The organism is Agromyces albus, assembly GCF_004134825.1.
GTDB classification, from domain to species: Bacteria; Actinomycetota; Actinomycetes; order Actinomycetales; family Microbacteriaceae; genus Agromyces; species Agromyces albus.
The window spans coordinates 19157-45790 of the sequence record NZ_SDPN01000008.1 but is presented as its reverse complement, the minus strand read 5'-3'; the positions used below and the strand labels follow the sequence as shown (position 1 = coordinate 45790).

The following is a 26634-nucleotide window of genomic DNA, read 5'->3' as shown; positions in this document are numbered from 1 at the left end:
TGAGCCGGAATGACTCGCCAGCTCCACGCGCCGGGCAGCGACGCCGCGGCTGATCGCCGGGCGCTCTCGCGACTGCGCCTGTGGGCGCTCGTCGCGGGAGCCGGTGGTTGTCTCGGGGTGCTCTTCCTCGTGTTCTTCTACGCGCTCGGACCTCCGATGAACGACCGCGGGAGCGAGTGGTCCTGGCTCGCGCCCGCGAACGACGTGACCGGCGTCGTGTTCGCGCCCGCGCACGCGCTCGCCGCGACCAGCCTGGTGGCCGTCCTGCCGAGGAGTCGATCGCTGCGTGCCATGACGGTCGTCTTCATCGTCGCCGTCGCCGTGGTCGCGCTCGCGACCGTGCTGCTGCTCGCGGGCGCCGTCGGATTCGACGTCCAGCTCGCACTGTCGCTGCCCGCCGTGGCGGTCATCTACGCATGGCTCGCGATGGCCTCCACGGTCGGCCTGCAGACGGGGGCGCTTCCGCCCGCCGTCGCGAAGTGGGGCCGGATCATGGGCATCGCGCTCGTCGCGGCGGTGGTGATCGCCCTCGCCGGCGCTGCGCTACCCGAGGGGTCCGTCCCCCAGTTCGCCTCCTACAGCCTGGCCGGTGCGATCGGGGTGCCGTGCTGGCTGCTCTACCCCGTGTGGTGGATCGTCATCGGCAGCCGCGTCGCTCGTTTGCGCGTGGCGTAGCGACGCGGCATCCGTCGCTACGCCTACCCTGAGGCATGCGTGAGTTGTATCCCGAGATCGAGCCGCTTGAGACGGGCATGCTCGACGTCGGCGACGGACAGCACATCTATTGGGAGATCTCCGGAAATCTCTCGGGCAAGCCGGCGGTGTTCCTGCACGGCGGGCCCGGTGCCGGCACGACGCCAGAGCACCGGCGGCTCTTCGACCCGGAGCGGTACCGGATCGTGCTCTTCGACCAGCGCGGCTGCGGACTCTCGATCCCGCACGCGAGCGAGCCCGAGGCCGACCTCTCGGCGAACACGACCTGGCACCTCGTCGCCGACATGGAACGACTGCGCGAGCACCTCAGCATCGATCGCTGGCTCGTGTTCGGCGGCTCGTGGGGAAGTGCCCTGGGCCTCGCCTACGCCCAGACGCACCCCGAGCGAGTGACGGAGCTCGTGCTCCGCGGCATCTTCACCCTGCGCCGGCAGGAGCTCGACTGGTTCTACGAAGGCGGCGCGTCGGCGGTGTATCCCGACCTCTGGGAGGAGTTCATCGCCCCCGTTCCCCTGCTCGAACGCGGGCACCTCATCGAGGCCTACGCGCGCCTGCTGCGGAATCCGAATCCCGAGGTGCACGAGCCGGCAGCAGCGGCCTGGGCGCGATGGGAGGCCTCGACGATCACGCTCCTGCCGCAGGCCGACACGATCGCACGGTTCACGACGCCCGAGTTCGCGACGGCGTTCGCCCGGATCGAGAACCACTACTTCCGGCACGGCGGGTGGTGGGAAGAGGGGCAGTTGATTCGGGATGCCACGCGCCTCACCGCCATCCCGGCCGTGATCGTGCAGGGACGATACGACATGTGCACGCCCGCGATGACCGCGTGGGACCTGCACCGAGCCTGGCCCGAAGCCGACCTGCGCATCATCGCCGACGCCGGGCACGCCTTCGACGAGCCGGGGATCCTCGACGCACTCATCGAGGCCACCGACCGCTTCTCGGGCGCTTCTCGCGATGACGAGTATGCCGACGGCGATCGCGGCGACGACGGCGACGACGGCGACGACGGCGATGACCGCGATGACGACGGCGATGAAGGCGGCGAGCGCGGAGACGATCGCGATGACGACGCTGGCGCTGGCGATGAAGGCGACCGTGAGCACGGCGATGACGACCGTGGCGGCGATGACGGCGATCGCGAGCACGCCCGCGACGCCACGGGCAAGGGGCTGCGCCAGGACGACGCGTCGGAGTAGCGTCGATCCATGACGTTCAACCCGAACGCCGACATCGGCGGCGGCAAGGCCTCCAAGCGCGGCCGGAACACGGGAATCGCCGTGGGCGGCGGGCTCGGCGTGGTCGCACTGTTCCTGCTCTCGCAGCTCCTCGGCGTCGACCTGTCGGGCCTCGTGGGTGGCGGCGGTCAGCCTGCCACGACCGACTCGTCGCTCGAGCAGTGCCTCACGGGTGCCGACGCGAACGAGAACATCGAATGCCGCATGAAGGGCGCTTCCGCATCGCTCGAGGCGTACTGGTCGCAGCAGGGCGGCCCCGAGATCGGGCTCGCCTATGCCGGCCCCCGTGACCTCGTGCTCTTCGACGGTGCAGTGAACACGGGATGCGGCGGGGCGTCGTCGGCGACGGGTCCCTTCTACTGCCCGCCAGATCAGACCATCTACATCGACGTGACGTTCTACGACGAGCTCCGCAGCCGGTTCGGGTCGAGCGGCGGACCGCTCGCCGAGATGTACGTGATCGCGCACGAGTGGGGCCACCACGTGCAGAACATCGCGGGCATCCTCGAGCGGTCGCAAGACGGCCAGACCGGTCCGACGTCGAACGCCGTGCGCGTCGAGCTGCAGGCCGATTGCTTCGCCGGGGCGTGGGCAGCCGACGCATCGACGGTGCCCGACGAGAGCGGCGTGCCGTTCCTGCAGGAGATCACCCCGGAGCAGTACACGAGTGCGCTCGACGCCGCGGCCGCCGTCGGAGACGACCGCATCCAGGAGGCGACGCAAGGCCAGGTCTCGCCGCATACCTTCACGCACGGCACGAGCGAGCAACGCGTGCGGTGGTTCGAGACGGGCTTCGACCAGGGGGCCGGCGCGTGCGACACCTTCGCTGTCGACGGCTCGGCACTCTGATCGCACGGGAACATTCGAACTCGCGTCATGATCGGGCGCGTTCGGCGTCTCTTCCTTGAGAGTGCACGGAGGCGTGCACCCGCGGAGCGAGGGGAGCACGACCATGCAACGACCCGGTACCACGACGCCGCACCGCGAGCTGTTCCGCGCGGCGATCATCCAGGAGACGGTGGCCATCGCCTGCACCTGTGGGCGCGGCGTCGATCACTGGTATGCGGAGCCGATCAACGGTTTCGGCCACGGAACCGCAGGCGAGCACACGTCGGGGGCCGTCCATCGGTTGTCGCCGCGTGCTGGAGCCTGACCCCGGAGGTCTCCGGCCGCGAGCAGCACTCGATCGGCGGCGCCCTCGATGAGGTTGGCCGACCGGCCTCCGCCCCTTGATTGGGTCTAGTAAGCACCGTACGAGCGGCCTATAGTTGAGAAATCCTCACCCCAACGACGAGGGTATGGGGCGAAGACCGTCCAGCGCAGGCTGTGGCGGTCGAGCAGGGCTCGAGGAACTCGTGAGGCACAGTAGGACCCACTCCGGATCGGCCGATGAGAGATCGCTGCACAGCACAGTGGTCACCGCAGTAGCGTCCGCGGTGATTCTGGTCGGTTCGCTCACGGGGTGCATCGCATCCGGTGGGCCATCGGGCGGGCCGTCCGGTGGCCCATCCAACGAGCAATCCGCCGTGCCATCCGGACCGGTCGAACCCGAGAAACCCCGGACGACCGAGGTGCCCCCGCCCGATGGCACGACGATCGATGACGTCATCGAGGAAGCCCCGCCGGCGCCGGTGGAGGACGCCGATCTCGACGATGTCGTGACGCTCGACACGGGGGTTCGGGTTTCGGTCGCCGAGATCTCCGCCATCACGGTCGAAGCCGAGACGCCGGGTGAACTCGCCGGCCCCGCGGTCGCGGCCACGATCCGATTCGAGAACGAGTCCGGCGAGGTACTCGACGTGGGCGGCGCGATCGTCTCCCTCGTCGATGCGGCCGGAAACGTCGCCGTGCCCACGACCTCGTCGCCGGCGGCACCGGCGATCGGCACCGTCGACGACGGCGAAGCTGCTGAAGGAACGTACGTGTTCCGCATTCCCGAGGACACCCGAAATGAGATCACGTTGATGGTCGACTACGCGGCGGGTGCGCCGGTCGTCGTCTTCCACGGATCTGTTGCGTAACGCACGAACGAGGAGACGTCATGGAGCTCGAGTCGACCCGAAGCCGGAAGGGTCTCGCCATGGTCACGGCGGCCGTGGTCGTGGCCGCCGGAGTGTTGTTCGGGACTGCGAGTCCAGCGACGGCCGCTGAGGACGGCCCCGCGCCGATCGAGCAGCGGAACAACTTGACGGTCACCGCCGATCCGCTGCCCACGGTGCAGATCGATTCCGGCATCGTGTGGACGCAGGAGGTCGTCGGGAACACCGTCTATGCCGGCGGCAGCTTCTCGAACGCTCGGCCCGCAGGGGCCGCCCCGGGAACGAGCCTGATTCCACGCAGCAACATCCTCGCGTACAACCTCACCACGGGCGTGATCACCTCGTTCGCACCGGTGATCAACGGCCAGGTGAAGGTCATCGAGGCCTCGCCCGACGGGTCGCGCATCTACGTCGGCGGCAGCTTCAACAACGTCAACGGTCAGACCCGATGGAACTTCGCCGCCTTCGACGTCGCCACGGGTGCGCTGTCCACGACATTCAGGCCGGCCGTCGGCGGCTCGTACGTCAACACGGTCGCTGTCACGAACTCCGCGGTCTACCTGGGTGGCTTGATCCAGGCGGGGGCAGGCGTCGCTCGCAAGAATCTCGTCGCGTTCAGCAGCACGAACGGTGCCCTGCTCGGATGGGCGCCGACCACCGACCTGCAGGTCGACAGCATGGTGCTCACGCCCTCGAAGGACAAGCTCATCGTCGCCGGCCGCTTCGGAACGGTGAACAACGTCTCCCAGCGAGGACTCGCGGCGCTCGACCTCAGCTCTGGAGCGATCCTGCCGTGGACCGCGCCCTCCGTCGTGCAGAACGGCGTCGCCGCCGGCAGCAGCAATTCCGGCAAGGCGGGCATCTGGGAGCTCGAGGCGGATGCGAATGCCATCTACGGCACCGGGTGGGTCTACGCGAGCAAGACGGTCGGCAACCTCGAGGGACTGTTCTCGGCAGAGCCCGGCAGCGGCGACATCCGATGGATCGCGGACTGCCACGGCGACCACTACGGCGTGTACTCCGACGGCACGAACGTGTACTCCACCGGCCATGAGCACTCGTGCGAGACCGCGAACGGCATGACACAGGGCTCGCCTTCCCCGGGCAACATGCGCAACGCCACGCTCATGACGGCAGCGCCGAAGGGCACCCTTCTGCGCACGTTCAACGTCAACAGCATCTATGCCGACTGGAGCGGATGGCCGGCACCGGCGTTCGTGAACTGGTACCCCGACTGGATCACGGGCGGCGCCGACGGCGGCCAGGGCGGCTGGACGGCGACGGGCGCGGGCGACTACCTGCTCATCGGCGGCGAGCAGGCCTTCGTGAACGGGCAGCGTTCTCAGGGCATCACCCGCTTCTCCCGGAACCCCTCGACCGGGAAGAATTCCGGTCCGCGGCTCTCGGACACGACGTGGGTCCCGACCGCGTCGTCGACCACGAGCGGGACGGCGCGCGTGACCATTCCCGCCAACTGGGATCGCGACGACCTCAACATCACCTACCGGCTCATGCGCACCGGCCAATCCCAGCCGGTGGCGACCAAGACGGTGCAGTCCACCTATTGGGAGCAGCCGATCGTGGCGCTGAAGGACACCGGCCTGCCGCCGGGCTCCACGCAGAGCTATCGCGTCGTCGCGGTCGACGGCGACGGGAACATCGCGAACAGTGCCACGGTGTCGACGACGGTGGCGAGCGCAGCAGGCTCGTCGTACGCCGAGACGGTGCTCGACGATGGCGCATCGCTGTACTGGCGCCTCGGCGGCACCGCCGCGCAGGGCGGGGACGACCTCGCCGGGAACAACAACGGCGTCGTGCGGTCGGGTGTGACCTCGAACTCGAGCGGGGCGCTGACCTCGGAGCCCGGGCCGTCGTACAACTTCAGCGGCACGTCGAGCGGATTCATCAACTCCACGAGTACCGCCCCCGTCGGGCAGGGCTTCTCGACCGAACTGTGGTTCAAGACGACGACGCTGACCGGTGGGAAGCTGATCGGCTACGGGAACTCGTCGTCGGGGACCTCCACGAGCTACGATCGCCACGTCTACATGCTCAACAACGGGCGCCTGGCCTTCGGCACGCATCCGGGTATCGCCCGCACGATCACGACCACGGCAACGTACCGGAACGGCGGCTGGCACCACGTCGTGGCGTCGCAGGGCTGGGATGGGATGAAGCTCTACGTCGACGGACAGCTCGTCGGCACCCGGCCCGAGAACACCTCGCAGGCCTTCAACGGCTTCTGGCGGGTCGGCGGCGACAACCTCTCCGGCTGGCCGGAGCGACCCGTGACGGACTACTTCTCGGGCCAGATCGATGAGGTCGCGGTGTACGACCGTGTGCTCACGCCGCAGGAGGTGACGGCGCACTATTCGAAGGCCACGGGCGCGGCCGCACCGACCGCGGCGTTCACGGCGACGACAGACGAACTGGACGTCTCGGTGAATGGATCGACCTCCTCGGCACCGCCCGGTCGCACGATCACCTCGTACAGCTGGAACTGGGGTGACAACACGGCGGCGGGCACCGGCGTCACGGCGACGCACACGTACGCCGCCGGCGGCACGTACACGATCACCCTGACCGTGACCGACAGTGCCGGCCTGACGTCGTCGACGTCGAAGCCGGTGACCGTGGCGCCTGCGCACGCCGCGCCGACCGCGGCGTTCACGTCGGTGGCCACCGGGTTGTCGGTCGCGTTCGACGGGAGATCGTCGACTGCAGCCGATGGCGCCACGATCACGTCGTACGCGTGGGAGTTCGGCGACGGCGGGACCTCGACGCAGCCCGCACCGACTCGCAACTATGCGGCGCCAGGGGACTACAGCGTGAAGCTCACCGTGACCGACAGCATGGGCGCCACGGGATCGACGACGAAGACGGTCACCGTCTCGGAGGCGAATCCGACCGCGCTCGCCAAGGACGACTTCGAGCGCACCTCCACCAGCGGTTGGGGCACCGCCGACGTCGGTGGCACGTGGAGCACCGCGTCCGGTTCATCCGTCTCGGGTGGGGTCGGCCGGCTGAGCCTGCTGAACGGCCAGACGCGCTCGACGACGCTCTCCGGGACCCTGCCGGCCAACACCGACGCGCGGGTCAGCGTCTCGACCGACAAGGTGGCCGACGGCGGAGGCACGCATGTCAACATCGCCCCGCGCAAGACGGCTGCGGGCGAGTACCGCGCGAAGCTTCGCTTCTCGGCGACCGGCGTCGTGAACGTCGGCGTCGCGCGGCTCGTCGGCACCACCGAGACGCTCATCGCCAACCGGGTGCTGACGGGATACACGCACGTGGCCGGCGCCACACTCGAGATCCGGGTGCGCACGGTGAGCACGGGCGCCTCCACGACGCTGCAGGTGAAGGCCTGGCCGCAAGGGCAGGCGGAGCCGGTCGATTGGTGGGTGACGGCGACCGACAGCGATCCCGGCCTGCAGGGCAGCGGCCAGCTCTCGATCACCTCCTACGTCTCGAGCACCGCGACCAACTCACCTATCGGAGTCGCCTTCGACCGCCTGAACGTGGTTGCCGCAGGCTGAACGGAGGCCCACATGAGTCGCCAGGCACGAGCGATCGCTGCGTGCCTGTGTGATCAGCGACGGAAGGAGAGCGACTCGAGGGCGGGGAGCATCGCGGTCATCGATGCCCGCCCTCTCGCTTGCGCGTCGAGCGCCAGGGGGCGGAGCGACCGTTCGCCGAGGATCTTGAGTACACGTGCCGCCACGTCGGGGCCATCCGAGGCGAGCGAGACCGAGTGCGGCCATCCGAGCTCACCGAAGAGCGGGGCGAATTTTCGGGAGTATGCCATCGCGACGGCGGGCACCCCGGTCGACAGGGCGTTCAGGCAAGCGTGCATGCGCGCTCCGACCAGCGCGCTCGATCCGGCGATGATCGCCCGGGCGTCGTCGAGGTCGCGCGGCACCACGACCTCGAGGTCTGCGCCGAACTCCTCGACGAGGGCGTCGACCGCGGGCGCGTCGTTGTCGCGATCGTGGGAGTCGAGCACATGCGGCAGGATGGCGATCGACCGGGATTGCGCGAGGAGTGTGCGGATGATCGATCTCACGGCTTCCCGGTATGCCTGCGCGTCGGCGTGCGGGTTCTCCTGCCAGAGCAGGCCTGAGACGTTGAGGATGACGTCACGTCGCACGGCGACGTGCTCCGGCTGCGAGATCGCGAAGGCGAGGTCGCTCGTGACGGCGTCGACCGGCCTGCCGAGCGCGGCGGCCGCGGCGGCGCTGACCGGGTCGCGCGCGAAGACGAGAGCTGATCGATGCAGGGAGAGTCGACCGAGCATCCGCCCGGTGATCGACCCGAACGTACCGATGGTCTGCGGCGCCATGACGACCGAGCCGCCCGACTGGACCGCGAACTCGTGCACCGTCGACATGACCGAATGCCGGTGCGAACCGTACATGTCCGAGAAACTGTCGCCTGAGCGGGTATCCCACACCACGTCGAACTCCCCGAGCCAGCGTTGCATGCCGAACCGCCCCTGCACGCGCTCCCGCACGAGCGAGCGCACGCGACCCCACGGGACCTGCCGTGGACGAGCGGTGAAGTCGGCGAACTCGAACTCCGCTTCGGGCCACACGCCGCTGAGCAGGTCGCGGCTGCCGCGGGCCAGAACGCGCACGCCGAGATTCGGTGAGTGTTCATCCGCCCACAACACGAGTACGCGCACTTCGTTCTCCAGTCTGTGCCGGTGCCCCGCTGCTCTCGATCTTATGGATCGCCGTGGCATCCTGCTTGGGTCGGGGATGCCGCGAAGCCCCCAGGACCGGGGGTGTGGACGTGCCGGATGAACTCGATCTGAGAACCGTGCTCCTCCTTGCAGTCGCGGCGGGTACCCTCGCCGCAGTGTGGTACGTCGCGCGAGCGGCACCGCGACTGGTCGTTGTCGGATGGGCTGCGGCATGCTTCTTCGTGCCCATCTGGGTGGGAGTGCAGGCCGGGGTGTACTTCTCCGTGTTGACCGGGGTCACCCTCATCGCACTCGCCGCGTGGTCGACCACGAATCTCTCGCTCTCATCGATCGACATCCTGGTCGTCGGCTTCGTCGGGCTGGTCGTCACCGCCTACCTGTTCCGTGGCGCGACCTGGGGTCATGTCCTGATCGTCCTGTTCGGCTGGTTCCTTCCCTACCTGTGGGGACGTGTCGTATTGGCACGCGTCGAGCCCGGTTGGCTGTATTCGTGCATCGCGGTCGTGGCCACCGGCGCCGCAGTGCTCGCGGTCATCGAATTCATGACCGGCTTCAATCCCTTCGTCGGGATCGTCATGCCGAACGGCGCCTGGCAGACGTGGCACGAGTTGCAACCGAGGGGCGGATTCGTTCGAGTCGAAGGTGCGTTCGGCCACTCGATCGCATTCGCCAGCTCGCTGGCGATGAGTTCGGTCTTCGTGATCGTGACCCGATGGCCGGTGTGGGTGCGGCTTGCCTGCCTGACGCTCGTGGTCACCGCGGTGGGCATGAGCTTCAGCCGAATCGGCCTGATCGGCCTCGCGATCACCCTCGCGCTCGCCGTGCTCGTGCTCGGCCGATGGCTCTCCCGGGCGATGCGGCTCAGTGTCACCATCCTGCTCATCGTCGCCGCGGTGTTCGCGTTGCCGATGATCATGGAGGTGTTCAGCGCAGCGGGCGAGGAGGCCGGCGGCAGCGCCCAATACCGCTCCGATCTCGTCGCGCTCATCGGAGAGTTGCACGCGCTCGGCATCGCTGCGAGCTGGACCGTGCTCCCGACCGGCGAGACCTACTATGGGTCGTTCCAGTCCATCGACAGTGAACTTGTTCTCACCGGCCTCCGCTTCGGCTATCTGCCATTGCTGGTCCTGATCGCCGCGATCGTCGCAGGCGTCGTGAGCGTGGCTTCGGGACGCGCCACTCCAGCAGCGGTCGCGGTCGCTGCACAGGTCCCGGCGTTCGCGGCGGTTGCGCTCATCACGCAATACGGCTTCCTGGTCTGGTTCCTCGCGGGCGTCGCCGTCACCTCGTATAGTCGAGATCGAACCGGGCTCGCGGTTCTGCCCGGTCGTGACGCGTTCATAGCGGATGGAATCCGAAGAGAGCGGGTGGACACATCGTGAGCACCACGACGAACACCATGAGCATCGCTCGGGCCATCGCGGTGATCCGGAAGCGGTGGTACCTCGTGCTCGCCGCGGCGATCCTCGGCGGGGTCGGCGCCTTCGCCGTATCGAACACCGTGACGCCGACCTATCATTCGACGGCCTCGCTCTACTTCTCATTGCGCACGGGATCGAGCGGCTCCGACATCAATCAGGGCTCGGCCTACACGCAGGCTCAGATGCTGTCGTTCGCCCGGCTCGCGACCTCCTCGGTGGTCCTCGACCCGGTGTCCGAGCAGTTCGACGGCGAGCTCACCGAGCCGCAGCTCCGGCGACTGATGAGCGTGACGATTCCGCAGAGCACCGTGATCCTCGACGTCCGGGTCGGCTCGACGGATCGGCGGCTTGCCGCCCTCGTCGCCAATCGCGTCGCGGACTCCCTCATCACCGCTGTCGACGAGGTCGCGCCCGCGGATGCCGACGGCAACTCGACGGTGTCGGCCACCGTGATCGAACCGGCGGAGCCGGCGATCTTCCAGACGTTCCCGAACAAGCAGCAGGATGCGCTGCTCGGCGCCATCGCGGGTTTCATCCTCGCGTGTGCCGCGCTCGTCTTCGGGAGCTTCCTCGACACCCGCGTGCGATCGGAGTCCGCGTTGAAGTCGCTCACCGGAGTGCCGATCCTCGCTTCGATCGAGCGGTTCCCGAAGAGCTCGGACCCTCGACCCGTGGCGCTCCGCCAGCCCGACGGGCGTGCGGCGGCATCCGTCCGTCGTCTGCGATCCGCGCTCCGATTCGCCTCGGCGAGCCACGAGACGCGGAGCATCGTGGTCACGTCGTCGGTGCACTTCGAGGGGAAGAGCTCGGTGGCCGCGAACCTCGCCGTCGTCGTCGCCGAGACGGGAGCGCGAGTGCTGCTGATCGATGCGAATCTCCGGACGCCGCGGGTCGCCGAGATGTTCTCCCGAGACGGAAGCGTGGGTCTCACGACCGTGCTTGTGGACAGCGTGCCGTTCCGGAGCATCGTGCAACCGTGGGCCGGATCCACGCTCGACATCCTCCCCTCGGGGGAGGTTCCGCCGAATCCGGTCGAGCTCTTGGAGTCTGCGCGCATGTCAGACCTCATCAGGGAAGTCGTCGCGGAGTACGACCTGGTCGTCATCGACACGGCGCCTGTGCTCGCGGGGGCTGATGCGCTGGTGATGGCGCGACAGGTCGATTCGACGGTCGTCATCGTCGATTACAAGCGGGTGCGGCGCGCCCAGCTCACCACCACGCTCGAGGCGCTTGAACGCTCCGACGCGCACATCTCCGGGTTGATCCCGAACGGCGTGAAGGCACGCGCGCGCGCCATGGACGACAGGCGCGATGCAGAGGTGAAGAAGCACACGAGCGCCCGCCCCAAGATACCGGCGAGCAGCGCGGCTGCTGAATAGGGCGTGGCGCGGTGAGCGGGCGCGAGAACGTCCTGGTCGCAGTGACCCGCCGTTATCACGGGCTCGGGAATCGCATGCGCGTCGTGCTCGGCGGCAAGGTCCTCGCGGAGCTCGAGGGGCGCGCCTTCGCCTACGTCTGGCCGACGGGGCGCGGATTCGGCGCGAGGCTCGAGGAGCTCTGGGAATTCGATGAGCGTCGATGGCCGGAGGCGCTCTCACGGGCGCTCACGCCGCTCTTCCCCTATCGTGACGCGAGTCTCGACTGGATCGACGACGCCGCACGACAGGCTCGCGTCTGGCAGATCCGAACCCCCCACGCGCTCGTGCTGCCGAGGGGTGCACCAAGCTGGCATGCCGCACTGCGCACCGTGCAGCCCGTCGAGGGGATCAGGAATCGGATCCTGGAACTCTTCGAAGCGGCGTCCCTCAGCCGGCCCTACCTCGGCGTCATGATCAGATCGCACACGGTCGCGCACGAAGCGACCCTGCGATCCTCTCCCGTGGAGTGGTATCTCGATCGGATCGAGGAGATCCGCTCGGTGCGGCCCGGGCTCGGCCTCTATGTCGCCGCCGACACCGATGCGGCGTTCGCGCGGGTGGCGGACCGGTTCCCCGATTGCGTGGGGCAGACCGGGAAGGGCGAGTACAACAGCCGTTCAGCGTTGCAGGCTTCCGTCGCCGACCTCTACCTGCTCGCGGCCTCCTGCCACATCCTCGGTCCGCACTATTCGAGCTTTCCCGAGCTCGCGCAGCACCTCGCAGGATCAAAGGTGGCGCTCGAGACATCGACCTCGCCCGCCTCGACACGCTACGAGATGCAGGAGGCGCTGACCGTGGGAACGCCGTTGCGGCCCGAGCTTCGAAGCCCGGGCCGCAACTGACGATCGTGGAATGACGTCGTTCTGACTACTTGAGGACCGTCCGCACGACGGTCGCTCCGGTCGCCTCCCACGTGTTGCCCGACTGCTGCGGTGCATTCACGTCGGGCGCGAGAATCCCGCACTGGGCGAACTTGCGGTCGGGACCGAACACGTTGTCGGCCACCGCGAAGTTGGCGATCGTGGCCGGCGTCCGCGCGACGTTCAGGGTGCAGCCACCGTCGTTGAGGTAGTTCCCGGTGATGCGGATGTTGCCGAGCGTCGCCTTCGAGGTGTTCTGCGTGATCTGGATCGCGGCGTTGTCGGCGTGCTCGAGCCGGTTGCCGACGATCGAGATGTCGTTGCCCCCCTCGATCTGGATCGAGTCGTCATGACTCGGGGTCCCATTGCGCGAGATGTCGACCTCGAAGTGGTCGTTGTCGTGGAGCCACGAGTCGCGGATCTCGACGTCGCCGCCGATCACCCGGATCGGGTCGATCACGTTCGAGATGTCGACTCGGATCGCGGTGAACGCGCTGCCGAAGATGCCGTTCGCGTACGGAGACGCCACCGACGAGGAGATCTCGGAGTCCTGGATCGTGAACGGCATGCCGGAGACCACATTCGAGACGAGGCCGACGTGGTTGTCGACCGCGCGGCCGAGGATGCGCGAGTTCTTGATCACGACATCCGGTGCCTTGACGATGAGGAGGCCGTGGACCTCGACGCCGTCGATGACGGCGCCCGGCGTCGTCACCGTGAGGTCACCCTGGTGCACCTTGAGCGTCGTGCCGGCAGGCACCCCCGTCGTCTCGGCACTCGGGTACGCGCCCGGAGCGGGAGCCGGATTGGGAGCCGGAGTGGGGGTCGGGGCCGGGGCCGGGGCCGGGGCAGGCGCCGGGGCAGGCGCCGGTGCTGCTGTCGTGGGCGCCGGAGTCGAGTCCACGGTCGCGGAGGCGATCCGGATCGCCGGCGACGACGTGGAGAGGTAGCCCCAGCCTGCCGCCGTGCCGGCGCGATCGAGGGCGGCCGTATCAGCATCGGTCGCGGTCAGCACGAGCGGAGTGCCGCCACCGACGGTCACCGTCGCGCGAAGGCTCACGCTGTCGGTACCCGTCGCCTGGAACTTGATCGAGAGTGCGGATCCGGCCTTCGCCTTCGCCGGTGCGTACTTCGTCGAACCGAGCACGGTCGTGGTGGCCGTCCCGTTGGTCGTCACGACGCGGCGGATCGAGCTCTGCACGTCGCCGGCGGGGTAGATCCGCGACTGGACGAGGTAGTAGCTGTCGGCAGACTCGCGGATGCGAACGCCCGTGTAGAGACTTCCACCGCCTGCGGGCAGCGCGGCGACCTTGGTCGAGAGGGTGGCGGTTCCGTCGGTCCACGATCCGGCGGCCCTGGTGAGGTAGGACGAGCCGGGCTGGAGCGTCGTGGCCGTGCTCGTGGCGACGGTTGCAGATGCCGGGATGACGGGGAGGAGGGCGGCGATCGGGGCGATCGCGATGGAGGCGGCAAGGACGGTTGTGAGTCGGAGTCTGTTCTTCATTCCTAGGGGGTTCTGGGATCAGGTCGGCGAGCGGCGGTCAGTGCCGCTGCTCGTCGCCGACGTCGGCGCCTCCCGGTGGGGGTGACGGGAGGCGGAACGGCGCGAGGCCGCTCGGGGGTGTTCGTGTTGGGGTGTTGACGGGATGCTACGTACGCGGTCTGGGAGAATCGAGTAAGACTCATGGGTAAGGCCTGACGGTCGACTGCATCGCTCGCGGAGCGAAGCGGGACGAGCGAACGGGTGAGCGGATGCCACGACAGCGAGGTCAGGGGGTGCGTCGGATGCGTGTGATGCAGACCTTCGGCGAACCGCGGGCCACCACGAACCCGTACATCGTCATGCTGAGAGCCGCGCTCCTCGAGGAGCCGACGGTCGAGCACATGCCCTTCTCATGGCGTGCGGCGCTGACCGGGCGGTACGACGTGCTGCACGTCCACTGGCCCGACACGCTGCTTGCAGCACGCCACTGGTGGACGAAGGCCGGCAAGCGGGCTGCCCTCGCGTGCCTCGTCGCACGAGTGAACCTTCGCCGGATCGCGGTCGTGCGCACCGTCCACAACGTCACCCCTCCGTCGGGGCCGCGCCTGGATCGCGCCCTCATCAGGGCGCTGGAGCGCTGCACCGACGTGCGAATCCGCATCGCCGCCGTGACCCCCGAGATGGAGGGTGTCCCCTCGGTGCTGGTTCCGCACGGGCACTACCGAACCTGGTTCGACGGGATGCCGCGTGCTGCTCCGGTTCCCGGGCGGCTCGGGTATGTGGGTCTCATCAAGCCCTACAAGGGCGTGGAGCGTCTCGTCGACGCGTACGCCGAGGCATCCGCTATCGACCCGACGCTCTCGCTTCGCGTCGCGGGCAAGCCGACGGAGCAAGGAGTCGAGCGCCGACTGCGTGCCGCGACCGAGCGACTCCGCGGGCTCGACACGACCTTGCAGTACGTCGACGAGCAGGAATTCGTCGACGCGGTCACGTCGAGCGAACTCGTCGTGCTGCCGTACCGGTTCATGCACAACTCGGGAACCGCACTCGCGGCGCTCTCGCTCGATCGACCCATCCTGGTGCCCGACAATGAGCTCAATCAAGCGCTGTCGTCCGAAGTGGGGCGGGGGTGGGTGCACCTCTTCGGGGGCGAGCTCACGGCCGGCGCGCTGCTCGGCGCCATGCAGGCGGTCCGGACCGAGCCGCCCGGGGCAGTTCCCGATCTCAGTGCCCGCGGGTGGCATGACGCAGGCGCCGGCCACGCCCGTGCCTATCGGCTGGCCATGGATCATCGCAGTCGCCGCTCGGCGGCCGCCTCGGCGACGACGCCGGAGGAGGGGTCGCGTGCCTGAGCTCGTCGTCGCGATCCCGACCTTCCGGCGGGCGGAGGCGCTGAGGAATGCGCTCACGGCGGTTCGGGCGCAAGTCGACGTCGAGAACGGCTTGGCCGATGCGCCGATGCACTGCTCGATCCTCGTGATCGACAACGACTCCGCCGGCTCGGGCGAGCAGATCGCACTGGAGATTGGTGCGAAGTACGTCATCGAGCCGCAGCCGGGCATCGCCGCGGTGCGCAACCGGGCGCTCGGGGAGTGCGAGCACGCCCGCGCCGTGCTCTTCATCGATGACGACGAGATCCCCGAGCCCGGCTGGCTCCGCGCGATGATCGAGATGTACACGGCGACCAAGCCGACCGCAGTCGCGGGTCGCGTCGTGACGCACATCCCGGAAGTCGTGGAGCCCTGGGTCTCCAAGGGCGGCGCATTCGATCGCCCGATCCGAACCCGCGGTCAGCTGATACGCGAGGCCGCCACGAACAACCTCCTTCTGGACCTCGACGGGGTGCACCGCCTCGGACTCTCCTTCGACGAGCGATTCGGGCTCACCGGCGGCAGCGACAGCATGTTCACGCTGCAGCTCACGCGGCGAGGTGGCACCATCCGCTGGGCCGAGGATGCGGTCGTGATCGAGCAGGAGGATCCGAGGCGATTCTCGCCGCGATGGGTGCTGATGCGGACCTTCCGTTTCGGCAACACGTCGGCGCGTGTGCGAATCGCGCTCGCCCGGAGCCGTGCCGGCAGACTCGTCGAGCGGTTGCGTGCGCTCGGCCGCGGAACCGTGCGCGCGGTGGGAGGAAGCGTGCGCTGGGGCTTCGGAGTCGTCGCGGGATCGGTACGGCACCGAGCGTACGGACTCCGGACCGCCACCCGGGGTCTCGGCATGATGGCCGGCGCGCTCGGATACGCACATGACGAGTACGGGAGGCGTCGGCAGCGATCGTCCATGAAGTCAACCGGAAGGGTGAACCGGCCGTAGCCTGCGCCTCGCTCCTATACTGACGGCATGGGGCTGGCCGAGTGGTCGTTCACCATCAAGAGCCGCACGGTGCGAAAATCATCGGGCGTCTTTCTGGCGGAGCTCATGCGCAACCAGCAGCTGAGTCCCGACGGACTCGCGCAGCTGCAGTCTCGGCGGGCCGCCTCGATCGCCCGGTTCGCGGCCGATTCGACCGCCTTCTACCGGCGCCGCTTCGATGAGCACGGCATCGACGCCGCCCGACTCGAGGATCCCGCGGAGTGGGAGCGCATCCCGATCACCGATCGCGCCCAGGTGAAGGAGCATGAGGCCGATCTGCGGGTGGCCGGCAACGAACGATTCGCGCGCGACGCGCTCACGGGCGGCAGCACGGGCGAGCCGCTGCGCACCGCGCACGACGCTCGCGTTCCGACGCTCGCGCTCGCCTGGCGGATGTACTCCTGGTGGGGCGTCGAGCCGTGGGAGAACCTGGCCCGGCTCGGCCGCTGGGGTTTCGGGCGCTTCGATACGGTGCGCAATCGCCTGCAGTGGTGGCCCTCGAAGCAGCTCTACCTCGATGCCTCCCTCATCGACGCCGACTCGATGAGGAGATTCCATCGCGCGATCGTCCGTACACGTCCGGCACTCATCGAGGGCTATGTGGGCGCCGTGCTGGAGTTCGCGAACTTCCTCGATTCCGAGGGATTGACCATTCCGACGCCCACGGCGATCGCGACGTCGGCGGCACCGCTCCCGCCGTCGACGCGGCAACGCCTCGAGTCGGTGTTCGGCGCGCCCGCCTACGACGAATACCGTGGCTCCGAGACGTTGTGGATGGCCGGGGAATGCCGCATGCAGACCGGTCTGCACATCTTCGCCGATGCGAAGAAGATCGAGGTGGTCGGCTCTGACGGTCGGTCGCTGCCCGTCGGGGAGATCGGCGACATCGTCGTGACGGACCTCACCAATCGTGTCTTCCCGATCATCCGATACCGGCTGGGCGATCGCGGCTCACTCATGGACGGCACCTGCGATTGCGGAATGTCGCTTCCTCGGATGGCGCAGCCCGAGGGACGGACGACCGATATGGTGCGGTTGCCCAGCGGCAAGGCACTGAACCACCGGATGATGGCGATGTTCGCGTACCATCCGGAGGCGGTGAGACTCTTCCAGGTTCATCAGCGCGCGGACTATTCGATCGCCGTCCGAGTGCTCCTCGGTGATGGCCCCGATGCCAAGCGCCACGTCGAAGACGCCGTGGAGGCCCTCCGCCGACGGGTGGCCGGAGAGGTGCCGGTCACGATCGAGTATGTCGACTCGCTGCCATACACCGGCGCGAAGACGAAGTACGTCATCAGCGACGTGCCGGCGCGCGTCGTGGAGTGAGGCTCCCGAACGCGCCGGCGAGCGTTCCCCGGAACGCCGACCAGACCAGCAGCGGATGCTTCGCGAGCATCCGTCGGCTCCCTCGCGTTGCGACGCTCCAGGCGTAGCGGACGCTGGCCGGCCACCACCGTCGCCCGAATCTCGAGGCAAATCGCTTTCGGGCGAACAGGAGCCGGTTCCGGCAGTTGAAGTACACGTACAAGGGGGATTTTCCAGCGCCGAATTGGGTGCCCCCGGGATCATGGACGGCGGTCGCATCCTCGAGAAGGACCAACCTGCCGCCGGCTTCATGCCAGCGCCATGACAGGTCGATGTCCTCCCAGTACATGAAGTAGTCGTCGTCGAACCCCCCGACCTCGTCCCACATCGCGATCGTCACCAGGAAGCAGGCTCCGGTCTGCCACGTCGAATCGCCCTCGAGCTCGATCCCGCTTGCACGTCGAGTGGTGCCGGTCCGCGGATCGAGCACTGCCCCCGAGAACCAGCCCCCTCCATCAGGCCGGACGATGCGCGGAGCGACGAGCGCCCGAGGATCCGCCCTGCTCGCGGCGAGCAGGGTTCGCACCGAGTCGGGATCGATCGTGGCGTCGGGATTGAGTGCGAGCACCCGTGTGCACGCGAGTTCGCGGGCACGGGCGACGCCGGCGTTCACCCCCGCACCGAAGCCCTCATTACGTGGGAGCTCGACCAGGACCCACTCGTGCGCGGCGCACAATTCCTGTACGCGGCGCGACTCATCGACGGTGCTCGGGTTGTCGACGACCACGACGAATCCGATCACGCTGCGAAGTCCGGGATCGACGAGATTCGCCGCGAGCAGCGACGACGACGCGAAGTTCACGACCACGAGCGCCAGCCGGTCGGCCTCATCAGCTGAGTCGTTGCCCGGCGATGTCATGGCGCGGATCCCGGCGCGGGAGGTCGTCGTCGAAGTCGGGCGCGGGTTCCCCGCGCTGCGCGCAGGTTCAGGCGGGGGTGTGCGAGTGCGAGCGCCCACAACCGGAAGCCCCGATAGCGAGGTCCGGGCACGCCGGCGAGCCGGCTTCCGACGAGGCGGCCGAAGAGCGAGGTGCGACGGTTCCGCTGGAGCGGCTGCACGTTCGCAAGCGCCGACATGCGAATGGGTCGGACGACGATCGCGCCCGCGGCGGCGGCGGCGCGAACGGCTTCGAGGCCCCGTTCGGTACGGGCGATGAGCGCACTCGATCCGGGGCCTTCGGTGAACACCGGGTAGCCGCGCTCGTCGGCCCGCCAGTAGTCGGCGGCGACGACGTCGGCCGACTCGCCCACCCCGTCGGGGCACAGCTTGCAGCGCCAGTGCGTCGACGGGCCGAGCACGCCTCCCCACGACTCGTCGTAACTCATCGACGATTCACCGCGCGCAGCGCGAACGGTGAACCGCCCGGGCCAGCCTCGACCGCGATACCAGAGCTCGTCGACGGGCTCGTCTGCCGGGACTCCGAGCCGCGCGAGGAGCTCGTCCGTCGCGAGCTGCGACGGGGTGCCGGCGCAGAAGAAGGAGAGGAGCAGCGGCTCATCGCCGCCCTCGGTGGTGACGGATGCCGCAAGCGACCGGATCGCCGAGATCTCGCACGGCTTGGCGGTGATCGCGTCGCTCGACACGACATTCGGGTTCGAGAGCACTCCCACCGGCGCGTAGCGCGAGCCGGCCGCCGCGAGCGCGGCCTCCTTCGTCATGATCGTGACCGGCACGGTGCGCCGGGGCTCCGAGCCGGTCGACGCGGAGGCGATCGCGCTCGCCCGCCCGGTGTCGAGGAGCCAGCGATGCAGGGCGGTCAGGGCGCCGCCGCTGCTGCCACGCCGGCGCACCGTCTCGTCGCTCGCCCACGCCTCCCACACGCCGAAGTACGAGCCCATCGTGGCGTGCCGGCGGCTTCGCGCCGGGCGAACGGCGTCGACGCGGCATCCGGGGCACGCCTGCTCGAACGTGCGCGCCGCCCCGGGGGAGACCTCTCCCGTGGCGCCGGTCCGGTGCGGCCGAAGGAAGCCGTCGGCGTCGAGCTTCAGCTCGAGCGACGGGTCGAGTCGCGTGCAGAGTCCGCAGCCGATGCACGCGTTTCTCTGCACGACGTCGCGAATCGCGGTGTCGAGCTTCTGGCGCTCCCGCTCCGAGGTCACAGAGCTCACCTCCGGCTTCGGGGGGTCAACGCTACGCTCGGATCGCCGGGTGCCGCAATAGACTGATGCCGCTGACGATGACCGGGTCGGAGGAGGCATGCGCAGCGAGCATCACTGGAGATCCGATCCGCCTCCGCGCGCATCATCCCCGGCGCCATGAGCGAACGATCCTCCGAGGGCGACGGACTCGGCCGTCGTGCGGTTCGCGGGGCGGCGGTCACCAGCGCCGGCCAGGCGTTCCGCATCGTCATCCAGCTGGCGTCGGTCGTCATCATGGCACGACTGCTCTCGCCGACCGACCACGGACTCTTCGCCATGGTCATGTCCATCGCGGGCATCGCCGAGGTCTTCCGTGACTTCGGTCTCTCCCAAGCTGCGGTGCAGGCCCCGGTGCTCACGAAGCACCAGCGGAGCAACCTCTTCTGGATCAACTCAGCGATCGGAGCTGCCCTCGCCGCGGCGGTGTTCCTCTCCTCATGGGGGATCGCAGCGCTCTACGGTCGCGAGGAGCTCGCGCCGCTCGCGCAGTTCGCCGCTGCCGCCTTCCTGTTGAACGGACTGGCGACGCAGTTCCGCGCGAGCTTGAACCGGGGGTTGAGGTTTCGGGCACTCGCGGTCACCGACGTCGTCGCGGCGGTGGTCGGTCTCGGAGTCGGCGTCAGCGCTGCGCTGGCGGATGCCGGCCCGTGGGCCCTCGTCGCACAATTGCTCGGTGCCTCGTTCGCAACGCTCGTGCTCGTGGTCGTCTTCGGCGGCTGGCTGCCAGGGGCGCCGCGAAGGGGGGTGCCCGTGCGCGGCTTCATCCGCTTCGGATGGAACATGGTCGCGACGCAGCTCGTGACGTATGTGGGCGGCAACATCGATTCCGTCGTGATCGGCCTGAGGTTCGGAGCCGCGCCGCTCGGCATCTACAGCCGTGCGTTCCAGCTCGCCATGAACACCGCGGGCCAGTTGCGTGCACCGATCACGAACGTCGCGGTGCCGATCCTCTCGCGGCTCCAGTCGGCGGGCGCGCGGTACTGGGACTTCGTGCGAGTCGGCCAGGTCGGCCTCGGGTACACGATCGTCGTGGTGCTCGGGTTCGTCATCGGCGCAGCCGTTCCGTTGACGGACCTGCTGCTCGGTCCTCGCTGGGCCGAGGCCGCACCGGTGCTGAGCCTGCTCGCCGTCGCCGCGGTCTTCCAGACGCTCAACTCCGCCAGCTACTGGGTGTACGTGTCGAAGGGCATCACCGGAGTGCTCTTCCGGTACAACCTCGTGAGCGTCTCGATCAAGATCGCCTGCATCCTGATCGGCTCGCAGTGGGGGATGATCGGCGTCGCGGTCGGCTACGCGATCGCGCCGGCGCTGTCGTGGCCGATCTCGCTCATCTGGATCTCGCGCGCCATCGAGGGTGTTCCGGCCCGCACGCTCGCGTGGGGCATCGTGCGCATGGCGCTCCTCGCCGGATGGGGCGCCGCGATGGCCTTCGGCGCGGGAACGCTGGCGGAGCCCCTGGGCGTCTGGGCGCAAGTGCTGCTGGCCGCTCTCGCGACCGTCGCCGCTTATGCGATTGCGGGACTGCTCCCGGTGGTCCGCCGGGATCTCGGCGAACTCAGCGCCGTGCTCCGCCTCTTGCGACGTGAGCGGCGCCCCGACCGGTGAGGCGGCGGCCGCTGCGGGACGAAGGTCGATGCACGAGCTCGGCGACGAGTTCGACGATCGAGCCGCGGTACCGCTCGGGATCGAACCGAAGCGAGGCGAGACGGGCCGCCGCTGCAGCCTGCACACGCTCGACCGGCCATGCCGCAACGATCTCGCGTACCGCATCCGCGATCGCGTGAGCCTCGCCGGGCCGTACGCGATGAACGCCGGGCAGACCCTGCGTCGCCTCGAGGAGTCCACTGGACTCGCTCACGATGAGCGGGCGTGCAGCGAGGGCCGCCTCGACGGCGGTGTTGCCGAAGGGCTCGCCGATTCGGGACGGGATCACCACGATGTCGGCGAACTCGAGGGTGGCCCAGACGTCATCCCGGAATCCGAGGAATCGCACTCGGGAATCGATGCCGCGCCGGGCCACGGCCTCGTGGAGCTCGTCGGAGTACCATTCGTACCCCGCGAACGCCTCGCCGAGGACGTCGACGTCGAGGTCGACGCCGGCGTCGATGAGCTCGGCAGCCGCCGAGATCACGAGGTCCGTGCCCTTCCTCGGCGACAGGCGACCGACGTAGGCGAGGTGCACGGGCGAGCCCTCGAGGGAGATCCGTGCCGGGGTCGCCGCTACTGGCCCCGGCACGCCGTTGTAGATCACGTACGTGCGCCGCGCGAGCGAGCGGTACGCCCGTTCGGCGATCGAGCGGCTGAAGTCGCTGTTGGCGACCGTGGCGTTCGCGCAGAGATGGGGAAGATACAGAGCCCTGAGCAGGAGGCGCGATGCGCCGCCCTCGGCCTCGTGGATGTGCGTGAGGGTGGGAATGGCGCGGACTCGTGCGAGCACCGGCCAGAGTGGGAGCGTGATCGTGTTCACGTAGACGAGGCCGGGGTGTCGGCGGAGGAGTCGCCGGGCCGCGGCGATGGCCCGGATCGCCAGGACGACGGCCGAGGGCCAGTTGCTCGGGCGCATCATGCTCTTCCGCAGCACGAGGGCAGGTTCGACGAAGACGGTGGCGCCGGCCCGCTCGAGCTCCTCGATGAGCGGCCCGTTCTCGGGCACCGTCACCTCGACGATGGCACCGGCATCCACCATGCCGGTCACGCTTTCGAGCACCACCCGATCGGAGCCGTAGAGCTCGGCCCCCGGGTGCGCGACGAGCACTCGGAGCCCGGAGAGCAGGCCGACGTCCGGCATCGGCCCGGTGGAAGCCGCGCTCTGCTCGTGATGGGGGCTCCGGTGGAGTGGTCCCATCCCATCACCTCGAGGTCCGGCCGATTTCTCGGAACCACTTCGGCAGCGCGAGCAGTGCGAATGCCGCGTTCGCAGCGAACAGGAGCACGTACACCGGCACGAACACGGCGGGTACGCCGAAGAGGAGGAAGGCGATGCAGAGGATTCCGTAGTCGGTCGGGAGCAACAACAGCGAGCGGATGCCGCTGCCCGCCGGCCGGGCGTGCGAATCCCGGCCATCGCGAGCTCGGAGGAAGTCGTTGATGATCATCGCGAAGAAGAGCACGGCTGCGACGATCGCGAACCCGATGGGGACGAGCAGGAGCAGTTCGCTGGGCAGTTCGATGCGGTCGTGCCACGAGATCAGCACTGCCAGATGAAGGCTCGAGATCTTCGCCGCGTCGACGACGTGGTCCAGCCACTCTCCGGCGGCTGAGCCGCCGCCGCGAAGGCGCGCCAGTTGTCCGTCGGCCGAATCCAGCGCATATCCGACGATCAGGAGGAGCCCGATGGCGATGCCGGTCAGCGGCGTCAGTGGAGCGATCGCGATCATGACGATCGCCGAGAAGGTGAACACCGCACTGGTGGCGGTGACGGCGTTGGGAGTGAGCCCGGCGAGATAGGCAGCGGCCGCAAGCAGCCTGCCGATCGGACGGTTCACGTAGATCGAGTAGCCCGGAGCGCCCGGTGCGCGCGATTTCTGCGCGGCCGCGAGGCGAGCGACGACCCCAGCGAAGTCGTCCTTCGTTTCCGGGCCGTCCATGCGGCGGGTCATTCCGCCTCCGCCGATCGCCCTGAACCGACTCCGCGTTGCGTCAACGACTGGAGCGCGAGGCGAAGCACTGTGCTCGAGGTGTGCACGGTGTACGGGAAGTACATGACCTCGACGCCGACTTCGGCGAACCGGGCTTCGAGTCGACGACCACGTTCGGTCCCGCGCCAGTCGTCGCCTTTGAAGTACAGGTTGAACCGGACCTCTCGCCAGGTGTCGAGCTTGTCGGGCACACACTCGGCATGGACGTCGTCGACGAAGGAGATGCTGCGAACGATCTCCAGTCGTTCGGCGAACGGGACGACCGGCGCGGCGCCCTTCGTGAGTTCGAGCATCTCGTCGGTGAGGACTCCCGCGATCAGGAAGTCGCAGTTGGATTTGGCATGCCGCAGGAGGTTGAGATGTCCGACGTGGAAGAGGTCGAAGGCGCCCCCGGCGTAGCCGATGCGTGTGTTCAATGGCGGCTCCTTCTGATGCCGGTGAGGGAGGATGCGGGGCCGAGGGTGTCGATCGGATGTGGAAGGGCGAGCGCGCGTCGCGGCAGCCGCATTCGCGAACTGGCGCCGGATTTCAAGTCGCCCGCCAGTGCTTCATAGGCGACGGCGACGTCATCCCATCGGTAGTTCGCCCGCACGATCTCGCGGAGGGCCATGCCGTCGCGCTGGGCGTCGGCCGGTGCCATCTCGGCAGCCTCGATCAGGGAGCGCAGCGACGGGGCGTTGTCGAAGTACCGGCCACGGTCTCGGGCGACCTCGCGATTGAACGACACGTCCCACGCGAGCACGGCCGAGCCGGCGCCCATCGCGCGCAGCAGCGACGGGTTGGTCCCGCCGACGGAGTGGCCGTGCACGTAGCAGAGCGCACCGGCGTAGAGCTGGTCGAGGAGGTCCTGGTCGTACACGGCGCCGAGCAGTCGCACGCGAGCGTCACCCTCGACATGCGACCGGACCCGCGCGGTGTAGGTCGCGGCATAGGGAGCTGCGCCGACGACGACCAGGGGGAGGCGGGCCCTCGAGCGCGCGTAGCCGGCGACGATGACGTCGACGTGGTTCTCCGGCTCGAATCGCGCCACGACGAGATGAAATCCCTTCCACGACAGCCCCAGTTCGCTGAGGCGATCGCTGGGCGGGTTCAGCTGAAGGGGAGCGCCATAGGAGATCAGCCGGGTCGGAGCCCCGAATGCCGACGCGAAATGGTCTGCGATCCCACGGGCATCGGCGATGAGCGCATCGGCATGCCGCACCGCTGATCGCTCAGCCCAGCGGTAGTAGGCACGTCCCGCGCCGCCCCACTTCTCGCGCCGCCATTCGAGCCCGTCGACATGCACCGCTGTCGGAACACCTCGCGCCCGGAGCAGCGGCACGAACGGTGCGTTCGCGGCATTGAACACGAACGCCACGTCGGGGCGTCGCCGCGTGATCGCATGCGCGACGGACAGCGCGGTGTGGCTCAGCGTCTCGGCGGCCTTGAGCCTCAGCGCAGGCAAGTGGACCAGATGCATTCCCGCAAACTCGCGTTGGGACGCATCCGCGGCACTCCGGCAGTACACCGTCACCTCGTGACCGCGGCCGGCGAGGCGGGATCCGATCTCCTCGACTGCCGTCTCGAAGCCTCCGTATGCAGCGGGGACCCCTCGCGTGCCGATCATCGCGATCCGAAGGGGCGGAGGAGGATGCTGCTCGGGCTCGGCCATCAGTACGCCCCGTTTGCCCTGATGACGGTCTTGCCTGTGCGCCAGATGATCATGAGGTCGCCGGTGAGCGACCAGTTCTCGACGTAGTAGAGGTCGAGCCGTACGCTCTCCTCCCAGCTGAGGTCGGATCGCCCGCTGATCTGCCAGAGGCCGGTCAGCCCGGGCTTGATCATGAGCCTCCGCCTGGCCTTGCCGTCGTACGCCTCGACCTCGCAGATGAGCGGGGGACGCGGACCGACGACGCTCATGTCCCCGATGAGGACGTTCCAGAACTGCGGCAGTTCGTCAAGCGAATGCTCGCGCAGCACGCGCCCGACGTGCGTCACGCGTGGGTCGTTGCGCAACTTGAACAGCACACCGGCTCCCTCGTCCCGATCGAGGAGGCCGGCGAGATCCCGCTCGGCGGTCTTCACCATGGAACGGAACTTGATCATCTCGAAGGTGTCGCCATTGCGCCCGCAGCGGGTCTGGCGGAAGAAGACCGGGCCGCCGTCGTCGAGACGGATGATGGCCGCGATGATGAGAAACACCGGGGAGAGCAGCACCAGGGCCGTGCCGGCGAACACGATGTCGAAGCTGCGCTTCACCACGTGCCGCCAGCCGTCGAACGTGGGGATCTCGACGTGCAGCAGCGGTAGGCCCTCGACCGGCCTGAAGTGAATGCGCGGCCCGGCGACATCGGTGAGCTGCGATGCCAGGACGAGCTCGGTCGCGGTGCCCTCGAGCTTCCAACTCAACTCGCGGATCGTCTGGCTGCCGCCCCCGTACGGACCGGCGACGATCACGGTGTCCGCATGGCACGCAGCGGCCGCGATGGCGGCATCGCCCACGCCGCCCACCACGGGGATCCGCGTGCCCTGCACCACGAGGTCGTCGCGGTCGTCATCGTCGACGGCCGCACCCACCAGGCAGAACCCCGCCCCGGAGTAGCGCAGGACCTGGTCGGCGACGAACAGCACTTCCGCTCTCGAGCCGACCACGAGCGCGGGGGCGAGGTAGCGACCGCGGCGTCGTTGGGCCAGCAGCCACTTGCGCCACCCCCATCGACCGATGAGCAGGCCGACGGCTCCGAGTGGCGCGGCCACCACGAAGTACGATCGATTGTCGATCAGCTGCAGGAGCAGGACGACGATGGCGAACGATCCGAATGCGGTGGCCGTCGCGTTCAGCACCCGTTTGTACTCCAGGGCACCGACTCCGACGACGTGGGCATCACGTGTGCGGAAGGCGGTGAGCGCGCCGAGCCAGACCACGACGATCAGTATCGGAACGACCGTCCACTCGAGGCTGAACCTCGAGGTGGACACCGTGTCGCCGACCGCCGCGAATCTGACGGCGATGGCCGCGAGCACCGCGACGATGATGACGGCGGTATCGGTGATGAGCAGCAGATCGCGATACTGGTGCGCCAGTTGCAGTCCCGACGTTCGGGAATACCCGGGTCGGCTAGCCTCTGCTGACGGGCCGGGTCCTCGCGGTTGTGCCCCCGCGCGTGGCGAGGGCTCAATGGGCGAGGACAGGCCGGACATCAGTCCGGCCAGACCGCAAGGGGTCGGAAATTCTTGTTCGTCCGATGGGTCGTCGGACGAATCGGTGCCGCTATCACGT

21 protein-coding genes and 1 pseudogene are annotated in these 26634 nt (G+C 68.6%); 13 read left to right on the top strand and 9 right to left on the bottom strand.

Annotated features, from left to right (window positions below):
• The first annotated feature begins 9 nt into the window (after positions 1-9).
• The 6 genes and pseudogenes from ESP51_RS06205 (at position 10) to ESP51_RS06180 (ending at position 7530) form a co-directional block, all read left to right on the top strand.
• The gene (locus ESP51_RS06205; RefSeq protein ID WP_129520033.1) at positions 10-675 is read left to right on the top strand and encodes a hypothetical protein; all 666 of its coding nucleotides are present in this window, start codon (positions 10-12) and stop codon (positions 673-675) included.
• Between the two features lie 35 nt (positions 676-710).
• Positions 711-1667: pseudogene (gene pip / locus ESP51_RS06200) on the top strand (prolyl aminopeptidase); the annotation flags it as partial.
• Between the two features lie 258 nt (positions 1668-1925).
• A complete protein-coding gene (ypfJ, locus tag ESP51_RS06195; protein ID WP_129520031.1) occupies positions 1926-2804 on the top strand; it encodes a KPN_02809 family neutral zinc metallopeptidase in 879 nt (292 codons plus the stop codon).
• A 103-nt stretch (positions 2805-2907) separates the two neighbouring features.
• Positions 2908-3108 carry a hypothetical protein gene (locus ESP51_RS06190; RefSeq protein WP_129520030.1) on the top strand — a complete coding sequence of 67 codons (201 nt, stop codon included), beginning with the start codon at positions 2908-2910 and terminating at the stop codon, positions 3106-3108.
• A 373-nt stretch (positions 3109-3481) separates the two neighbouring features.
• Positions 3482-3976 (top strand): hypothetical protein, encoded by a 495-nt coding sequence (locus ESP51_RS06185; protein ID WP_129520029.1) that lies wholly within the window; start codon positions 3482-3484, stop codon positions 3974-3976.
• A 20-nt stretch (positions 3977-3996) separates the two neighbouring features.
• Positions 3997-7530 (top strand): PKD domain-containing protein, encoded by a 3534-nt coding sequence (locus ESP51_RS06180; protein ID WP_129520028.1) that lies wholly within the window; start codon positions 3997-3999, stop codon positions 7528-7530.
• Positions 7531-7583: 53 nt separating this feature from the next.
• On the opposite strand, the gene ESP51_RS06175 is transcribed toward ESP51_RS06180, so the two are convergent.
• Positions 7584-8627 carry a polysaccharide pyruvyl transferase family protein gene (locus ESP51_RS06175; protein WP_241843011.1) on the bottom strand — a complete coding sequence of 348 codons (1044 nt, stop codon included), beginning with the start codon at positions 8625-8627 and terminating at the stop codon, positions 7584-7586.
• Positions 8628-8785: 158 nt separating this feature from the next.
• On the opposite strand from ESP51_RS06175, the gene ESP51_RS06170 reads away from it, so the two are divergent.
• The 3 genes from ESP51_RS06170 to ESP51_RS06160 are packed head-to-tail and all read left to right on the top strand — an operon-like array spanning position 8786 to position 12377.
• Positions 8786-10078, top strand: coding sequence for a hypothetical protein (locus ESP51_RS06170; protein ID WP_129520026.1), 1293 nt, complete (start codon positions 8786-8788; stop codon positions 10076-10078).
• On the top strand, positions 10075-11496 hold the full coding sequence (locus tag ESP51_RS06165) for a tyrosine-protein kinase domain-containing protein (protein ID WP_129520025.1): 1422 nt from the start codon (positions 10075-10077) through the stop codon (positions 11494-11496). Before ESP51_RS06170 ends, ESP51_RS06165 begins: the two co-directional genes overlap by 4 nt.
• An 11-nt stretch (positions 11497-11507) precedes the next feature.
• Complete coding sequence (locus ESP51_RS06160; RefSeq protein WP_129520024.1) at positions 11508-12377, top strand: O-fucosyltransferase family protein; 870 nt, start codon at positions 11508-11510, stop codon at positions 12375-12377.
• Between the two features lie 25 nt (positions 12378-12402).
• Here the strand turns inward: ESP51_RS06160 and ESP51_RS20555 are convergent, their stop codons facing one another.
• Positions 12403-13899 (bottom strand): right-handed parallel beta-helix repeat-containing protein, encoded by a 1497-nt coding sequence (locus tag ESP51_RS20555; RefSeq protein WP_164990429.1) that lies wholly within the window; start codon positions 13897-13899, stop codon positions 12403-12405.
• Positions 13900-14189: 290 nt separating this feature from the next.
• Here ESP51_RS20555 and ESP51_RS06135 point away from each other — a divergent pair, with 290 nt between their 5' ends.
• The 3 genes from ESP51_RS06135 to ESP51_RS06125 are packed head-to-tail and all read left to right on the top strand — an operon-like array spanning position 14190 to position 17559.
• A complete protein-coding gene (locus tag ESP51_RS06135) occupies positions 14190-15230 on the top strand; it encodes a glycosyltransferase family protein (protein ID WP_241843010.1) in 1041 nt (346 codons plus the stop codon).
• Positions 15223-16194 carry a glycosyltransferase family 2 protein gene (locus ESP51_RS06130; protein ID WP_164990433.1) on the top strand — a complete coding sequence of 324 codons (972 nt, stop codon included), beginning with the start codon at positions 15223-15225 and terminating at the stop codon, positions 16192-16194. The genes ESP51_RS06135 and ESP51_RS06130 overlap by 8 nt, the downstream gene beginning before the upstream one ends.
• 27 nt (positions 16195-16221) lie before the next feature.
• Positions 16222-17559 (top strand): phenylacetate--CoA ligase family protein, encoded by a 1338-nt coding sequence (locus tag ESP51_RS06125; protein WP_129520017.1) that lies wholly within the window; start codon positions 16222-16224, stop codon positions 17557-17559.
• On the opposite strand, the gene ESP51_RS06120 is transcribed toward ESP51_RS06125, so the two are convergent.
• Together ESP51_RS06120 and ESP51_RS06115 are read right to left on the bottom strand one after the other, a co-directional pair.
• Positions 17528-18457 carry a glycosyltransferase gene (locus ESP51_RS06120; RefSeq protein ID WP_129520016.1) on the bottom strand — a complete coding sequence of 310 codons (930 nt, stop codon included), beginning with the start codon at positions 18455-18457 and terminating at the stop codon, positions 17528-17530. The genes ESP51_RS06125 and ESP51_RS06120 overlap by 32 nt on opposite strands.
• Positions 18454-19698, bottom strand: coding sequence for a Coenzyme F420 hydrogenase/dehydrogenase, beta subunit C-terminal domain (locus tag ESP51_RS06115; RefSeq protein WP_206737227.1), 1245 nt, complete (start codon positions 19696-19698; stop codon positions 18454-18456). Before ESP51_RS06115 ends, ESP51_RS06120 begins: the two co-directional genes overlap by 4 nt.
• Positions 19699-19854: 156 nt before the next feature.
• Between ESP51_RS06115 and ESP51_RS06110 the strand changes: the two genes are divergently transcribed.
• A complete protein-coding gene (locus ESP51_RS06110; RefSeq protein WP_129520014.1) occupies positions 19855-21342 on the top strand; it encodes a lipopolysaccharide biosynthesis protein in 1488 nt (495 codons plus the stop codon).
• Here the strand turns inward: ESP51_RS06110 and ESP51_RS06105 are convergent.
• From ESP51_RS06105 to ESP51_RS06085, 5 genes are all read right to left on the bottom strand, one after another.
• Entirely contained in the window at positions 21293-22525 is a 1233-nt protein-coding gene (locus ESP51_RS06105) for a glycosyltransferase (RefSeq protein WP_164990432.1), read from the bottom strand. The genes ESP51_RS06110 and ESP51_RS06105 overlap by 50 nt on opposite strands.
• A gap of 61 nt (positions 22526-22586) precedes the next feature.
• Entirely contained in the window at positions 22587-23336 is a 750-nt protein-coding gene (locus tag ESP51_RS06100; protein WP_241843009.1) for a CDP-alcohol phosphatidyltransferase family protein, read from the bottom strand.
• A complete protein-coding gene (locus tag ESP51_RS06095) occupies positions 23333-23791 on the bottom strand; it encodes an FAD synthase family protein (RefSeq protein ID WP_129520012.1) in 459 nt (152 codons plus the stop codon). The genes ESP51_RS06100 and ESP51_RS06095 overlap by 4 nt, the downstream gene beginning before the upstream one ends.
• A complete protein-coding gene (locus tag ESP51_RS06090) occupies positions 23788-25026 on the bottom strand; it encodes a DUF1972 domain-containing protein (protein WP_241843008.1) in 1239 nt (412 codons plus the stop codon). The genes ESP51_RS06095 and ESP51_RS06090 overlap by 4 nt, the downstream gene beginning before the upstream one ends.
• Positions 25026-26378, bottom strand: a complete 1353-nt coding sequence (locus tag ESP51_RS06085) for a sugar transferase (protein ID WP_206737226.1) — start codon at positions 26376-26378, stop codon at positions 25026-25028. The genes ESP51_RS06090 and ESP51_RS06085 overlap by 1 nt, the downstream gene beginning before the upstream one ends.
• Positions 26379-26634 lie beyond the last annotated feature (256 nt).

Coding starts and splice junctions, on each gene's coding strand:
- ESP51_RS06120 (WP_129520016.1), bottom strand. CDS start 18,457: ATGACATCGCCGGGCAACGACTCAGCTGATGAGGCCGACCGGCTGGCG.
- ESP51_RS06100 (WP_241843009.1), bottom strand. CDS start 23,336: ATGACCCGCCGCATGGACGGCCCGGAAACGAAGGACGACTTCGCTGGG.
- ESP51_RS06110 (WP_129520014.1), top strand. CDS start 19,855: ATGAGCGAACGATCCTCCGAGGGCGACGGACTCGGCCGTCGTGCGGTT.
- ESP51_RS06205 (WP_129520033.1), top strand. CDS start 10: ATGACTCGCCAGCTCCACGCGCCGGGCAGCGACGCCGCGGCTGATCGC.
- ESP51_RS06180 (WP_129520028.1), top strand. CDS start 3,997: ATGGAGCTCGAGTCGACCCGAAGCCGGAAGGGTCTCGCCATGGTCACG.
- ESP51_RS06105 (WP_164990432.1), bottom strand. CDS start 22,525: ATGCCGGACGTCGGCCTGCTCTCCGGGCTCCGAGTGCTCGTCGCGCAC.
- ESP51_RS06135 (WP_241843010.1), top strand. CDS start 14,190: ATGCAGACCTTCGGCGAACCGCGGGCCACCACGAACCCGTACATCGTC.
- ESP51_RS06190 (WP_129520030.1), top strand. CDS start 2,908: ATGCAACGACCCGGTACCACGACGCCGCACCGCGAGCTGTTCCGCGCG.
- ypfJ (WP_129520031.1), top strand. CDS start 1,926: ATGACGTTCAACCCGAACGCCGACATCGGCGGCGGCAAGGCCTCCAAG.
- ESP51_RS06090 (WP_241843008.1), bottom strand. CDS start 25,026: ATGGCCGAGCCCGAGCAGCATCCTCCTCCGCCCCTTCGGATCGCGATG.
- ESP51_RS20555 (WP_164990429.1), bottom strand. CDS start 13,899: ATGAAGAACAGACTCCGACTCACAACCGTCCTTGCCGCCTCCATCGCG.
- ESP51_RS06125 (WP_129520017.1), top strand. CDS start 16,222: ATGGGGCTGGCCGAGTGGTCGTTCACCATCAAGAGCCGCACGGTGCGA.